Raw genomic sequence first — 12,849 nt, forward strand, 5'->3', positions numbered from 1 at the left:
AAGACTATGGATATAGGGGATAGTACGATTTCTATATACATTCTGATATTCGTCATGGGCGGCGGATTTTTGGCAGGCTTCGTCGACGCCATTGCCGGAGGCGGAGGCCTTATTTCCCTGCCGGTGCTGCTGGCGACGGGCATGCCGCCCCATCTGGCTATCGGTACGAATAAATTTTCCGCTACCTTCGGCGCCGTCATGAGCGCCTGGCAGTTCTGGCGGGCCGGCAAGGTAGACGTCCACCTGATGAAGATAGCCCTGCCCTGTACCTTCGTTGGAGCCGTGCTGGGCTGCGCCTGTATGCTTCACCTGTCGGCCCAATGGCTCCAGCCGATTATCATCGCGGCCCTGGTGGCGACGATTCTCTTTGTTTTCAGCCGGGGAAGCTCTATGGGAGCGGTCAATACGTATCAGGGCGAGACGAAGAAGAACCTGGCCTTAGCCATGGCCGCAGCCGGCGCTATCGGATTTTACGACGGTTTCATCGGTCCCGGCACGGGAACCTTTCTCATCGTGGCCTTTGTTTCCCTGGGCTTTGATTTCATCATCGCCGCCGGCAACGCCAAGGTGCTGAACCTGATGAGCAATCTGACCAGCTTCGTCCTCCTCGTATACTGGGGAAAAATATTGTATATTTACGGCGCGGCGATGGCCGTTTGCCTGTTTGCCGGCGCATATTTCGGCTCCCGTCTGGCGATACGGCGCGGTACGGCCTTTGTCCGGGCGATTATGCTCGTCGTGACGACCGTGTTAATTGTTAAGCTGGCCTTGGATTACGCCGGATTACTATAGCGAAGGAGGAAATGCGATGATGGAATCTGCTCAGAAAACGGTCTTCATCAGCGGCGGCACGTCGGGCATCGGCCTAGCGGCAGCGGAAATTTTACTGAAAAGAGGCTGGACCGTCGCGGTCAGCGGCCGCAGCGCTGAGCGGGGCAAGGCGGCTCTGGACTATTTGAACGCCGGCAGCCGTGCCGTATATATGAGCGGCGACGTAGGCAATGACGAGGACTGCCGCCGCATGATCGGCGAAACGGTTCGTCAGTTTGGACGGCTGGACGGCCTCGTTACGTCGGCAGGATATTATGAAGAATGCCTGCTGGAATATACTGACGATGAACAGGTGTGGAAGATGTTTGCCGTCAACGTGTACGGCACGATTTCTTTGTGCAGATATGCTCTGCCGTATCTCAAAAAGACCTGTGGCAGCATCGTCACCGTAAGCAGCGACGCCGGCCTGCAGGGAAACGTGGCCTGCTCGGTTTACGGCGCGACGAAGGGGGCCGTCGTGGCTTTTTCGAAATCCCTGGCACTGGAGGCGGCGCCCCATCAGGTGCGGGTTAACTGCGTTTGTCCCGGCGACGTAGAAACGCCGCTCTTGGAAAAGCAGCTGCAAGGCGACCCGTCCCGGACGATAGAATCCATGAAAGAACAGTACCCCTTATACCGGCTGGCGAAACCGCAGGAAGTGGGGAAGGCCATCGCCTTTTTGCTCAGCGACGACGCGTCGTTTATCACCGCTGCGGCACTTCCCGTCGACGGCGGTTTGACAAGCTGGTAAAAACATGGGAAAATAAATTAACTCATCAAATTTGCGCAAATGAGGTGGTATATATGTCAGAAGAAATTAAAACAGTAGAACAGCTGCAGGAAGAAATTGCCAAGCTGAAACAGGAATTGGCCGATTTGAAATCCAGTCAGGCTCCGGCTCAGGAAGCTGAGCCCGTCGCTGCGGCCGATCAGGAAATTCCCGGCGGCGAAAGCGAAATGGCCCTGCAGGTCCTCCAGACGATTGAGCAGTCTACAGACGATGTAGACGTTAAAGTCGAGACGCTGTGCCGCTGGGCGGCGGCCCGCGCCGGTGCGATTGTCGTCGCACCGCTGCTGGGAACGGTGGCTCTCATGGCGAACGAAGTATATCTCGTCAGCCGCATCGCCCGCATTTACAACGTCAAGCTGACCGAACGGGCCCTCATCGCCTTCCTCGGCGCCGTCGGCAGCCGCATGATCGGCACCCTGCTTACGACGCTCATCCCGTTCAGCGTCATTCAGGTTCCCGTAGCCGTAGGCATTACGTACAGCCTGGGCCGCGTGACGCAGCGCTGGATGAAGGACGGCATGCCCAGCGACATGACGCCGTACGTCGAAATGATGGGCGAATGGAAGGACAAAGCACGCGAACAGGTCGACCGCCTGCGTGAAAATCCCTTGAAAAACGTTCCCCTCGGCGACGAAACCGTCGATTTCATCAAGCGGTGGGGCGGTACGGCTGCGGAAAAATTCCAGGACGTCAAGGAAAAAGGTCAGGAATTATACCACAATGTCCGCCATAAGGACGATTTAGTAGAAGAAATTATCGAAGAAAAAGCGGCGGAAGACGCGGCGAAGGCCGTCGCTGCAGAAACGGCGGCCGAAGCTGCCGACGACGCGGCAGAACAGGCTGCGGCAGCCGAAACAACGGAAACAGAGAAAAAGACTACGGTAGAAGAACAGGTCAAGGCCGCCGTAGAAGACGCCAAGATTCCGCTGGATTAAAAAGGGACGATGCGTATGTGGAAACTGCTGAGCTTTTTCGCCCGTTTTTATACGCCGGGAAAATTTATTCGCTTTATACGGGGAACGGGACGGCGCCTTCATTTCCTGCCCAAGCTGATGACAATTTTTTACTGCATGCAGGATAAGGATACGCCGAAGTTCGTCAAGCTGGCCCTGATGGGGGCCCTGGGGTACGTCATACTGCCTCTGGATTTAGTGTCCGACGCCTTTATCGGCATCGGCTGGCTCGACGACGCCGCCGTCGTAGCGGCGGCCCTGCGCTTGGCCGGAACGTACGTCAAGCCGGAGCACCTGGAAAAGGTACGCCGCATGTTTCCCTTTGCCAACGTGTGACGATATAGACAATTCCGATACGGATATCCGTGTTGGGATTGTCTATTTCTCATGAATTGGCGAAATTCCTTTGACAAACATACATACTCATCGTAAAATGATGTGAGTGTGCTATATAGGAGGATGAATTGGCATGGTTACTGTTACGGAAAGAGTGCGGTTTTATGAAACCGATATGATGGGAATCGCCCACCACTCCAACCACATCCGCTGGTTTGAATGCGGCCGCTGCGAGTATTTGAAACAGGCCGGCATAGACTTGTTCGAGCTGATGGACGAGGGCATATTATTTCCCATAAAGAACGTCTCCTGCGAGTACGTCAGCCCCATTAACTACGCCGATACCATCGTGATTGAAACGCGTCTGACCCGTCTGTCGCGGGCCCAGATGACGTATTCATACCGCATTGTGCGCAAGGAAGACGGCGTCCTGCTGGCCGTCGGCACGTCGCAGAACGTGTTTACTCATAAGGATACGGGGACAGTGGCCCGCTTGGATGACAGGCACTACAATAAATTGAAAGCATGGTATGAGCGGGAGGAAGCTTCTGCCCAATAATGGAGGAATGACAAGTGGAGCGGAATAGACAGCCTATCGGCGTATTCGATTCCGGCGTCGGCGGTTTGACTGTCGTAAATAAGCTGCGCATGCTGCTGCCTCATGAAAATATCATTTATGTCGGCGATACGAAGCGCAATCCCTACGGTTCGCGCACGCCGGAAGAAATATTTTCATATACGAGAGATATACTGCGTTTTATGAGCGAAAAAGAGGTCAAGCTCGTCGCTATCGGCTGCAATACCGTAACGGCCGTGGCCTACGAGACGGTGCGGAAAGAAGTGCCGTATCCCCTCATCGGCATGAGCCGCGGCATTCGTACGGCCCGGGAAATCAGCGCCAAGAAAAAAATCGCCGTCTTCGCGACGGATTTGACGATTGCCAATCACAGCCATAAAAAAATGGCTGCGGCCATCGATCCGGACATCGAAATTGTAGAACAAGCCTGCCCGGCCTTGGCCAATCTCGTCGAGCGGGGCGTCCTGTCCGGCGAGGAGATCATGGAGCCCCTTCGTCAATATACGGCCCCGGTCATCGCGTCCGGAGCCGATACGGCCATTTTCGGCTGCACGCATTTTCCCTTTGTGCAGCCTTTGTTCGAAGAGCTGTGCGGCGATACGATCGCCTTTGTAGACCCGGCTCACGAAATGGCCTTGCAGACGCTGGAAGTATTAAAGAAGGGCGGCCTTCTCAATCACGACCGCCTGCCGGGATATCTGCGCCTTTGCTTTACCGCCGAGGCCCGGCGCGGCGGCAAGCTGGCCGAGCATCTCATTCCGGCCAACGAATTTACAGTTGAAGAAATATCCTTTGCCTGAGGGCGGAGAAAATTACGGCCTTATCGGATAGATAAGGCGTCGAAAAGGAGTCTTGCGCCGTGTTATTGTATGTATTGATCAACATCGTCATTGCCGTTATCGGCATCGTCGCCGTATTGTATCTTCTGTTCCGCTTATTTGCCTGGAGACAGGGCGACGCCCGCTTCGTCATCGAGGCGCGCCGCCGCAAGCCCTTTGAGCTGAAGCAGATGACGGCTGATACGGCTGTCTTTGAAACGGAAGTTCCCTTTCATAATGCCGGTCGTCAGTTAGGCACGATCATGGATTTTTATCCCCGTACGCTGCTGCCGAGAGAACAATACGACAAATGCGTCGTCCATTCGCAGCTGGCTAATAAAGAAGCCGAACGGGACGACAACTACTGGGAATCTGTCATTTACTATCCTGGAAAAGGAAGCAGCCTTCGCGTCACCATCGCCCTCGTCAGCAAGAGCGGCAATATCCGCGAAGATTTGAAGACTTTCCCCGACATGCCCATCGATTTGGTATACCAGGTCGTGTCGAGAAGCGAATGGTACATCCACAAAGCCCGCATTACCCTGAAGGCTTCGGAAGTACAGCACGCATTGGAACTGCATTAGGAGGTATATGGAAATGGCAGAATTAGAACTTGTACCGATTAAGACGAGAATCCTTACGGATAAAGATGACATTGTCGATGCCATTGAAGAATATGCAAAGGATATTGTCGGTCCCGACGATATCGTATGCACGGCCGAAAGCGTCGTAGCGATTACGCAGCGCCGCTATACGCGCCCGGAAGAGCTGACGCCGTCGTGGCAGGCCCGCCTCATGCGCCGCTTCGTTCCCGGCGAGGGCAGCATGGCCAGCCTCTACGGCATGCAGGCCGCTATGAATCTGGAAGGGGAATGGAAGATGCTCTTCTGCTTCATCATCGGCTTCCTGGCGAAATTAATCGGCAAAAACGGCGTCTGGTACCAGCTGTGCCGCCAGGCATCCCTGACGGACGACGTCACGGGCACGATGCCGCCCTTTGACAAATGCATCGTCTACGGACCGGCTGAACCGGATAAGGTAGCGGAAAAGATCAAGCAGCGGCTGGGCTGCTATGGCGCCTGCGTCGCTGACGTCAACGATTTGAAGCGCTCTGCCGTCCTCGGCCATTCAAAAGGCCTCAATCCCAGTGAAATCGCCCGTATTCTTATCGACAATCCCTTCGGCAACGCGTCGCAGAAGACTCCTATCGTCGTAATCAAGAATTACGCGAAGTTCGTTCATCAAAAGCCCGAAGCTGCGGCTGCAAACTAAGGAGTGACGACGGAACTATGAAACAGACTATCGTCCTGGCAACGCATAACGCCGGAAAAATACGGGAATTCAAAAGCGTATTGGAACCCTTGGGGTATACGGTGACAGCCGTCCGCGACTTGTGTCCTCAGCTGCCGGAGCCGGAAGAAACGGGGACGACCTTTGAAGAAAACGCCCGCCTGAAAGCGGCGTATTACATGAAGGCCACCGGGCTTCCCTGTCTGGCCGACGATTCCGGCATCATCGCCGACGCCTTAGGCGGACGGCCCGGCGTCTATTCGGCCCGCTATGCCGGCCCGGAATGTGACGATGAAAAGAACAACCAAAAGCTGATCGACGAATTGTCGGCCTTCCCGCCGGAAAAGCGGACGGTTCATTACGCCTGCGTGCTGGCCCTGCTGTTTCCCGACGGACGGGAAATCGTCAGGGAAGGCCGCTGCAGCGGCGTGCTGCGCGATTTTTATGCCGGTACGAACGGCTTCGGCTATGATCCGTTGTTTTACGTGCCGGAAAAGGGCAAGACTATGGCCGAAATGACGATGGAAGAGAAAAATGAAATCAGCCATCGGGGCAAAGCCCTGGAGCTGCTCGTCGAGGCCCTGTCATGAAGCCCGTCCTCGTAGGCGTCGTCAGCGACAGCCACGGCCGCTTTCGTCCGCTGGAACGCATGGTATCGCAGGCGCCGGATGTAGCGGCGTGGATACACTGCGGCGATTACAGCGACGACGGCGATGATTTAGCCATATATACTGGCGTGCCCGTATATTCCGTCAGGGGCAACAACGATTTTATGAGCGACGCGCCGGCGTGCCGCAAGGTGACCATCGGCGGCGTGAATATCATCGCCGTTCACGGGCACCAGTGGTACGGCGAAGCGCGGCTGGCTAAGCTTCGGCAGCTCGGAAGAGAACACGAGGCTCAGCTCGTCCTGTTTGGACATACGCACCGCCGCTTTTGCCAGCGCGACGACGATATGACCATCGTCAATCCCGGCAGCGTTTCCCTGCCCCGCGACGGCAGGGTGGGCACGTATGCCGTGTGCGCCATAGCCGACGGCGTGCTGACGGATATACAGTTTTATGAACTGACAAAGTAACTTTTATTTGGAAATTTTATTGAAAAGGTATGATGAAATGGCAACGAAAACGAATAAATTAAAATTGTATGGCTTCAATAATCTGACCAAAACGCTGAGCTTCAACATATACGACATTTGTTATGCCCTCAGCGAAGAGTCGCGCCGCCAGTATATCGAATATATTGATGAACAATATAACGCAGAACGGCTGACGAATATTTTGAAAAATGTCTCGTCCATTATCGGCGCGAATATTTTAAATATTGCCAGCCAGGATTACGATCCCCAGGGGGCCAGCGTCACTATCCTCATTTCAGAAGAGCCTGTCGAACCGGCCGATGCCGACGTAGTTTGTCATCTGGATAAGAGCCATCTGACGGTTCATACGTATCCGGAAAGCCATCCCCAGAAGGGGATCATGACTTTCCGCGCCGATATCGACGTATCGACGTGCGGTCGTATTTCTCCTCTCAACGCGCTGAATTACCTGATTGACAATTTCGACTCCGACATCGTAACCCTCGACTACCATGTCCGCGGCTTTACCCGCGACGTGAGTGGCAAGAAGCTGTTCATCGATCACCGCATTAATTCCATCCAAAACTACATTTCCCAAAGTACGCGCAGCCGTTATAATATGATAGACGTCAACGTATATCAGGAAAATATCTTCCATACGAAAATGATGCTGAAGGATTTTGATTTGAACAACTACCTGTTCAACATGACTGCCGACCAGCTGACGGAACGGCAGCGCAATCAAATCCGCAAGCTCGTATATCAGGAAATGCTGGAAATATTCAACGGCCACAACATGCCGACGATGCGTTAATTTTTTATCTTTATGAACAAAACTGCCTGTTGTCTTAAATTAAGACGGCAGGCAGTTTTTCTTTTATAATCTTGATACTCGTGGTATAATACCTGTAACATCATGTAAACAGAAAGGAGCTGGCTTCCTGTGAATATAGTACTGCAACTCCGCCGGCGAAGCGTCGACAGTATCCGCCGCTTTACGGTGCCGTTCCTCATTTCCATCTTATTGTTTGCCGATTTGGCCTATCTGACTTGCTGGCCGTCGGACGAGAAATGGCCTGTCTATGGAGCCATATCTTTGTGTATTGCTGCTATGTTCTCTGTCTGGTGGCAGCTGGTATTGGAAGCGCGCCGGATCACAGGGACGAAGGCCTGGCTGTGGCAAGGCGCGTCCCTTGTCGTATGGGCTGGCTCGTACGGTACGTGGATGGCCGTACAGGACATGACCTATATCATCTTATATGGCTCCGGTATATTTCTGGCCTTGACAGCTGGTATTCTGGCCTGGCTGACGTATTATGCCGGTGAAAGCGCCTTCAACCGCGTATTCTGCGGCGCCCTGCAGGCCGTCGGCGTCGCCGTCGTCGCTGACATATCCCTGTCTATTTGCGCCATGGCTCTGCAGACGCTGCTTCAGCTGTCCTTATCTTTTTCCAACTTGTACGCATTGATTTTCTATGCGTCGTTTTTGGTCGTCGGGTGGAACGTATTCTTGTCGTCTGTTCCCAAAGTGGGATGTCCGGCATTGCCGTCCAAGCCCTTCGGAAATGTCATGGCCTACGTCGTCGTGCCGGTCTACGGCGTATTACTGGCGATTCTGTACATATACATCGCCATGATTTTCTTTAAGGGAGAAATGCCTGTAGGGAAAATGAACTGGTTTGCTTCCATTGCGCTGCTGGTATACGCCTTTTGTTATTTGACCTGCAGCGGTTATGACAAGCATGCCTGGCTGCTGCGTTACCGCCGATGGGGCGGTTTGCTTCTCCTTCCTGTCGTAGCCGTACAGCTTTGGGGCGTGTATATTCGTCATGAAGCCTATGGATTGACAGAGCTGCGCTATTTGTCCATGGCCTGCACAGCCTTTGGTATTGCCGTGATTCCGGCGGCCCTGCGCCGTCTGTCCGGAACCTGGCTGTTTCTGTTGGCCGCTGGTATGACGCTCATCATTTCCGTAACGCCCCTAAATGTGCTGGACACGCCGTACCGCAGTCAGGAAAAGCGGCTATTGGCGATGATGGAAGAAAAGGGAATGCTTCAAAACGGCGTGGTCTCAGATGCCGCGGATTTATCTCACGAAGACAAAGAAGAACTATACAGCACGTACCGCTACGTGAAGAGCTATACGGGCCAGAGGGACCCGGCTGTCGAAGCCGTTCTGCAGTCCCCGGTCATGGAGTCTCTCCGATATGCCGGCCCCCATTACCGGTCGCGGTATTTCATCAATGACAGTACAGCCGCGCCGGTAGCCGGATACGCGACGATGTACGTCGTGGAAAGGACGGCCGGTAAGGATGGCATGCTCACGGTTCAAACGCAGAGGGGAGACGTAGCGATTTCCCTGCTGCCCTATGCCGAACAGCTGTGCCGGCAGTACGAAGGCGCCGGTCAGATGGCCAACCGAAATGTGGCGAATTTGTATCTCCTTCCCGACGATGGCCATTATCTCTTTATACGCACGATGAATGTCGATTTGGCCGACGATGTCGTTCAGAGCATTTCCATATCGGCCATCTTGTTGGAAAAATAAAGTTGCCTCAGGCCGTAGTCATGGTATAGTATACATAGATGGACATGAAGGAGTGTTATATATGGATACGAAGAAAAAATTGTGTAAAATCGGTGAAAAAATGAAGGAAGCCGGCCTCGTCGCCGCCTGCGACGGCAATATCAGCTTCCGCAATCCCAATGGAACAATCGTCATCACGCCGTCGGGCCTTCCGAAGGGCGAATTGAAGCCGTCTCAGCTTCTGGTCATGGATATAAACGGCAAGGTGATAAAAGGAGAAGGCAAGCCGTCGTCGGAAACGCCTCTTCATTTAGAAATCTATAAGGCTCGTCCCGATGTCAACGCCATTATCCATGCTCATCCCATCGTCGCTACCGCCGTAACCGTCGCCGGGCTGGCCTTTCCCAGCACCATTGTAACCGAAGGCGCTATCGTCTTGGGGAAATCCGTGCCGACCGTGCCGTACGCTGCGCCGGGCAGCGCCGAATTGGCCAAGGCCTGCGCCGAATACGCCAAGAAGGTCAACGTATTTCTCATGGAACGCCACGGCGCGACAGCTCTGGGTAAAGACCTGAAGGAAGCCCTGTACCGCATGGAAACGCTGGAGGCCGTTGCCAAAGTCTACCGGGCGTCGCTGGCCTTCGCCGTCAATTCCCGGGCTTTGCAGGATATCAGCCGCAGCCAGGAGCTGGCATCGTTTTTCCTGCGCTAGTCAATTCAGATTAACTTATACAATACAAAAAGCTGTTCAACCTATCATCGGCTGAACAGCTTTTTGCTGTTTTTATGTGCCCAGTTATTTTTTAGATTTTTTAATAAAATGCCTCTTTCATCAGCGGATTCACAGCAGGGGAGGTGTTTCAGTTACTTGCTCCAATCCTTCGGCTCTACGACGTAGGTCGTCTGGTTTTCAAATACGACGAAGCCCGGTGCGGCGTGGGCCGGCTTCTTGACGTTGCGCACGAGGGCGCAGTCTACTTCGGCCTTCGACGTGCCGCGGGCCTTACTGTAATAGGCGGCCATCTGGGCGGCCATTTCGATTTGCTCGTCTGTCGGCGTCACGTTGTGGCAGGCTAATATGACGTGAGAGCCGGGCTGATTTTTGATGTGGAACCACAGGTCGTAGGGATGGGCTTTCTTCTGGGTCAGGAAATCGTTCTGCCTGTTGTTGCGGCCTACCCAGATGGGGATGCCGCCGGCGTCGGCTGTCAGGATTTGCTGGGAAAATTCCCGCTTCATCTTATCTTTGGATGTAGAGGAAATAAGCCCCATTTGCCGCATTTCGGCCTTGATATCGACAATTTCCGCCTTGCTGCCGATGTTGTCCAGGGCGTATTCCAGCGAGTAGAGGTACTGGAGATGCTGCTCGTTTTCTGCGATGAGCTCGGCCGATTTCTGCTTGCGGTTGCGCATCTTCGTGTAACGCTTGTAATAGCGATTGGCGTTGTCCGTCATGGAATAGGCCGGTTCGAGGGGAATGGTAATCGGTTCCTGCTGCTCCGACAGGAGATTGGCGACGGTGACGCTCTTTTCGTGGTCGTGCTTTTCGTAGGCGTAAATCATGAGCAAGTCGCCGTAAAGCTTATAGGTATCCATCTTATCCGTCTCTTTCAATTCGGACGAAATGCGCTTGATCTTTTTCTTTTGCTTTTCGATGAGCTTGGCGACGCGCTTCTGCATGTCTTCCTGCTCGCCGTTGAGGCTGCCCTTGCTGGCGGCCTGATAGTCGTCGAGGTATTCTTCGATGGACGAGAAGCGGCGGCGCGGATAGGCGGACAGGCTTTGCAGTTCCAGTGGGAAGATGATTTCCTTTCCCTTGACCATATAGACGAAGGCTCCCGATACGCCGTCAAGCTCTTGGCCTAGGCGTTCGATACAGCGGCACCAGGAGAATTTGTCGGCCGGCGACAGGTCCTGGACGAGGGCGTTTTTATCGAGGCCGCTTCGAACGGCCAACTCGTCGAGGACGACGGTGCTCATGCCATTGAATCGCTTGAGCATCCATTTTCCCAGTGGTTCGTCCGTACCCGTTTCCATCATGGCGGCTAATTCTTCGGCGGAAAAGTCGAAGGGGTTCATGCGCATGAAGTTAGGCGGGAAATCATAGGGCTCCTTGGGGAAGATAGTGCGCAGGGCCTGCTTATCCTTGCGGGTCTTGATGAGGGCTTCGATGATGACGCCGTCTTCGGTGAAGATGACGTTGCTGTATTTGCCCATGAGCTCGACGTGGATCTTCCGCGTCGCCAGCTGGCCCGACGTGTCGAGGACGTCGACGGCGATTTCAATGAGCCGGTCCATGTGGAGCTGGCTGATCGAGGCGATGCGGCCGTTTTCATAATATTTGCGCAGAAACATGCACAAGCCCGTCGGCACGTCCGGCGTCGGCGGCATCTGCCGCGCGACGTACAGCCGAGGCGAATCATCCAAGGTCATGATGAGATGGTGGACTCCCGTATCGTTGAATACGCGAAAGTAAAGAGAGCGGTTGTCCAGCTGGTATATTTTGGAAATCTGACCGCCCTTTAATATATCTTTTAATTCATTGGTAATGCAATGAAGCGTAATGCCATCGAGATTCATAATGACAACTCCTGTTCTTTTACAAAATTACTCTATTCTGACATCATACCATAAATACGGGGCCGTGAGTAGATAGGCTTGCGGCCGGGCGCGGATTTTTGAGGGGAAAAGTCGGCCTTTTGCGCAAAAGCATATAGACCTGCGGCCGGATTTACGTTATACTAATACATTAGATAGAACGATGCTGTAGAGGAGGTCATCATAGTGCGCAGCATGACCGGCTTCGGCCGAGGTACGTACAGCGATGAGCACGTCAGCGTGACCATCGAAATGCGTGCTGTCAACCAACGATTTTTAGAGTTAAACATCCGCATGCCCCACGCCTATCTGGCGCTGGAAGATAAATTGCGGAAGAGTATAAAAGAGACGCTGCACCGCGGCAAGGTCGACGTATACGTCACCGTTGGCGAACTGACGCCGGCGGCGCCTCAGATCCGCATCGACTATGCGGCCCTGGCAGCCTGCAAGGCGGCGCTGGACGACGTGAACCAGTCGCTGTTCGGCGGAGAAAAGACGACGCTGCCGCTGATCATGGGCTTGACTAAAGATTGGTTCGTCCAGGAACCGCCGGCAGTCGACGCCGAAGAGGTATGGCCCGTCTTCGCCCAGGCTCTGCAGGGCGCCTTAGACGGCATGGTGGCCATGCGTGATAAGGAAGGGGCCAATATCCGCCGCGACTTGCTGGCGCGGACCGACAGGATGGCGGCTATGATCGACGCCATTGAAGCGAAGAAAGAAGACGTCGTCGCCCGCTATAAGGAACGGCTGGAGAAAAAAATACTGGCCCTGTTCGACGCGGCCCGCCAGGTCCCCGACCAGGACCGTCTGCTGCAGGAAGTAGCCACATACGCCGACAAGGTGGATTTTACGGAAGAAGTTGTGCGCTTCCGCAGCCATGTGGTACAATTAAAGGGCTTTCTGGAGCAGGACGGCGACGTAGGCCGCAAGCTCGATTTCCTCATTCAGGAACTGAACCGGGAAGTCAATACGATTGGCTCGAAGGCCAACGACACCGACGTGACGGAATATGTCCTGCAGCTGAAAAACGAAATCGAAAAAATTCGCGAACAGGTGCAGAATATCGAATGAT

The 12,849-nt window shown here is 54.1% G+C and carries 15 protein-coding genes; 14 read left to right on the plus strand and 1 reads right to left on the minus strand.

Going from position 1 to position 12,849, the window contains the following annotated elements; all coding sequences use genetic code 11:
* The first annotated feature begins 6 nt into the window (after positions 1–6).
* The 13 genes from OCV58_RS03760 (at position 7) to OCV58_RS03820 (ending at position 9,891) form a co-directional block, all read left to right on the plus strand.
* The gene (locus tag OCV58_RS03760; RefSeq protein ID WP_087477382.1) at positions 7–792 is read left to right on the plus strand and encodes a sulfite exporter TauE/SafE family protein; all 786 of its coding nucleotides are present in this window, start codon (positions 7–9) and stop codon (positions 790–792) included.
* 16 nt (positions 793–808) lie between these two features.
* Complete coding sequence (locus tag OCV58_RS03765; protein WP_394802395.1) at positions 809–1,561, plus strand: SDR family NAD(P)-dependent oxidoreductase; 753 nt, start codon at positions 809–811, stop codon at positions 1,559–1,561.
* Positions 1,562–1,614: 53 nt separating this feature from the next.
* Entirely contained in the window at positions 1,615–2,535 is a 921-nt protein-coding gene (locus tag OCV58_RS03770) for a hypothetical protein (RefSeq protein WP_154877008.1), read from the plus strand.
* Between the two features lie 15 nt (positions 2,536–2,550).
* On the plus strand, positions 2,551–2,889 hold the full coding sequence (locus OCV58_RS03775; RefSeq protein ID WP_087477384.1) for a YkvA family protein: 339 nt from the start codon (positions 2,551–2,553) through the stop codon (positions 2,887–2,889).
* Positions 2,890–3,022: 133 nt separating this feature from the next.
* Positions 3,023–3,448 (plus strand): acyl-CoA thioesterase, encoded by a 426-nt coding sequence (locus tag OCV58_RS03780; protein ID WP_154877009.1) that lies wholly within the window; start codon positions 3,023–3,025, stop codon positions 3,446–3,448.
* Positions 3,449–3,462: 14 nt separating this feature from the next.
* On the plus strand, positions 3,463–4,266 hold the full coding sequence (murI, locus tag OCV58_RS03785; protein WP_154877010.1) for a glutamate racemase: 804 nt from the start codon (positions 3,463–3,465) through the stop codon (positions 4,264–4,266).
* 59 nt (positions 4,267–4,325) lie between these two features.
* Positions 4,326–4,868, plus strand: a complete 543-nt coding sequence (locus OCV58_RS03790; RefSeq protein ID WP_087477387.1) for a hypothetical protein — start codon at positions 4,326–4,328, stop codon at positions 4,866–4,868.
* A gap of 13 nt (positions 4,869–4,881) precedes the next feature.
* A complete protein-coding gene (locus OCV58_RS03795; protein ID WP_107195514.1) occupies positions 4,882–5,556 on the plus strand; it encodes a coenzyme F420-0:L-glutamate ligase in 675 nt (224 codons plus the stop codon).
* A gap of 17 nt (positions 5,557–5,573) precedes the next feature.
* Positions 5,574–6,164: an XTP/dITP diphosphatase gene (locus OCV58_RS03800; RefSeq protein ID WP_154877011.1), complete on the plus strand. Its 591-nt coding sequence runs from the start codon at positions 5,574–5,576 to the stop codon at positions 6,162–6,164.
* Positions 6,161–6,652 (plus strand): metallophosphoesterase family protein, encoded by a 492-nt coding sequence (locus OCV58_RS03805; RefSeq protein WP_095628847.1) that lies wholly within the window; start codon positions 6,161–6,163, stop codon positions 6,650–6,652. Before OCV58_RS03800 ends, OCV58_RS03805 begins: the two co-directional genes overlap by 4 nt.
* 37 nt (positions 6,653–6,689) lie before the next feature.
* Positions 6,690–7,466: an adenosylmethionine decarboxylase gene (speD, locus tag OCV58_RS03810; protein WP_087477391.1), complete on the plus strand. Its 777-nt coding sequence runs from the start codon at positions 6,690–6,692 to the stop codon at positions 7,464–7,466.
* Between the two features lie 129 nt (positions 7,467–7,595).
* Positions 7,596–9,200, plus strand: a complete 1,605-nt coding sequence (locus OCV58_RS03815; RefSeq protein ID WP_154877012.1) for a DUF4153 domain-containing protein — start codon at positions 7,596–7,598, stop codon at positions 9,198–9,200.
* 61 nt (positions 9,201–9,261) lie between these two features.
* Positions 9,262–9,891 (plus strand): class II aldolase/adducin family protein, encoded by a 630-nt coding sequence (locus tag OCV58_RS03820; RefSeq protein WP_087477393.1) that lies wholly within the window; start codon positions 9,262–9,264, stop codon positions 9,889–9,891.
* 152 nt (positions 9,892–10,043) lie between these two features.
* On the opposite strand, the gene OCV58_RS03825 is transcribed toward OCV58_RS03820, so the two are convergent.
* Positions 10,044–11,759 (minus strand): Rqc2 family fibronectin-binding protein, encoded by a 1,716-nt coding sequence (locus OCV58_RS03825; RefSeq protein WP_154877013.1) that lies wholly within the window; start codon positions 11,757–11,759, stop codon positions 10,044–10,046.
* Positions 11,760–11,972: 213 nt separating this feature from the next.
* On the opposite strand from OCV58_RS03825, the gene OCV58_RS03830 reads away from it, so the two are divergent.
* Complete coding sequence (locus tag OCV58_RS03830) at positions 11,973–12,848, plus strand: YicC/YloC family endoribonuclease (protein WP_267312785.1); 876 nt, start codon at positions 11,973–11,975, stop codon at positions 12,846–12,848.
* Position 12,849 lies beyond the last annotated feature (1 nt).

Source organism: Megasphaera stantonii (assembly GCF_025567065.1).
In the GTDB taxonomy this organism is placed as follows: Bacteria; Bacillota; Negativicutes; order Veillonellales; family Megasphaeraceae; genus Megasphaera; species Megasphaera stantonii.

Excerpts from the sequence above, each read along its gene's own strand:
- speD (WP_087477391.1), top strand. The coding sequence starts at position 6,690 with ATGGCAACGAAAACGAATAAATTAAAATTGTATGGCTTCAATAATCTG.
- OCV58_RS03800 (WP_154877011.1), top strand. The coding sequence starts at position 5,574 with ATGAAACAGACTATCGTCCTGGCAACGCATAACGCCGGAAAAATACGG.
- OCV58_RS03770 (WP_154877008.1), top strand. The coding sequence starts at position 1,615 with ATGTCAGAAGAAATTAAAACAGTAGAACAGCTGCAGGAAGAAATTGCC.
- OCV58_RS03775 (WP_087477384.1), top strand. The coding sequence starts at position 2,551 with ATGTGGAAACTGCTGAGCTTTTTCGCCCGTTTTTATACGCCGGGAAAA.
- OCV58_RS03820 (WP_087477393.1), top strand. The coding sequence starts at position 9,262 with ATGGATACGAAGAAAAAATTGTGTAAAATCGGTGAAAAAATGAAGGAA.
- OCV58_RS03805 (WP_095628847.1), top strand. The coding sequence starts at position 6,161 with ATGAAGCCCGTCCTCGTAGGCGTCGTCAGCGACAGCCACGGCCGCTTT.
- OCV58_RS03830 (WP_267312785.1), top strand. The coding sequence starts at position 11,973 with ATGACCGGCTTCGGCCGAGGTACGTACAGCGATGAGCACGTCAGCGTG.
- OCV58_RS03780 (WP_154877009.1), top strand. The coding sequence starts at position 3,023 with ATGGTTACTGTTACGGAAAGAGTGCGGTTTTATGAAACCGATATGATG.
- OCV58_RS03825 (WP_154877013.1), bottom strand. The coding sequence starts at position 11,759 with ATGAATCTCGATGGCATTACGCTTCATTGCATTACCAATGAATTAAAA.
- OCV58_RS03760 (WP_087477382.1), top strand. The coding sequence starts at position 7 with ATGGATATAGGGGATAGTACGATTTCTATATACATTCTGATATTCGTC.
- OCV58_RS03795 (WP_107195514.1), top strand. The coding sequence starts at position 4,882 with ATGGCAGAATTAGAACTTGTACCGATTAAGACGAGAATCCTTACGGAT.
- OCV58_RS03765 (WP_394802395.1), top strand. The coding sequence starts at position 809 with ATGATGGAATCTGCTCAGAAAACGGTCTTCATCAGCGGCGGCACGTCG.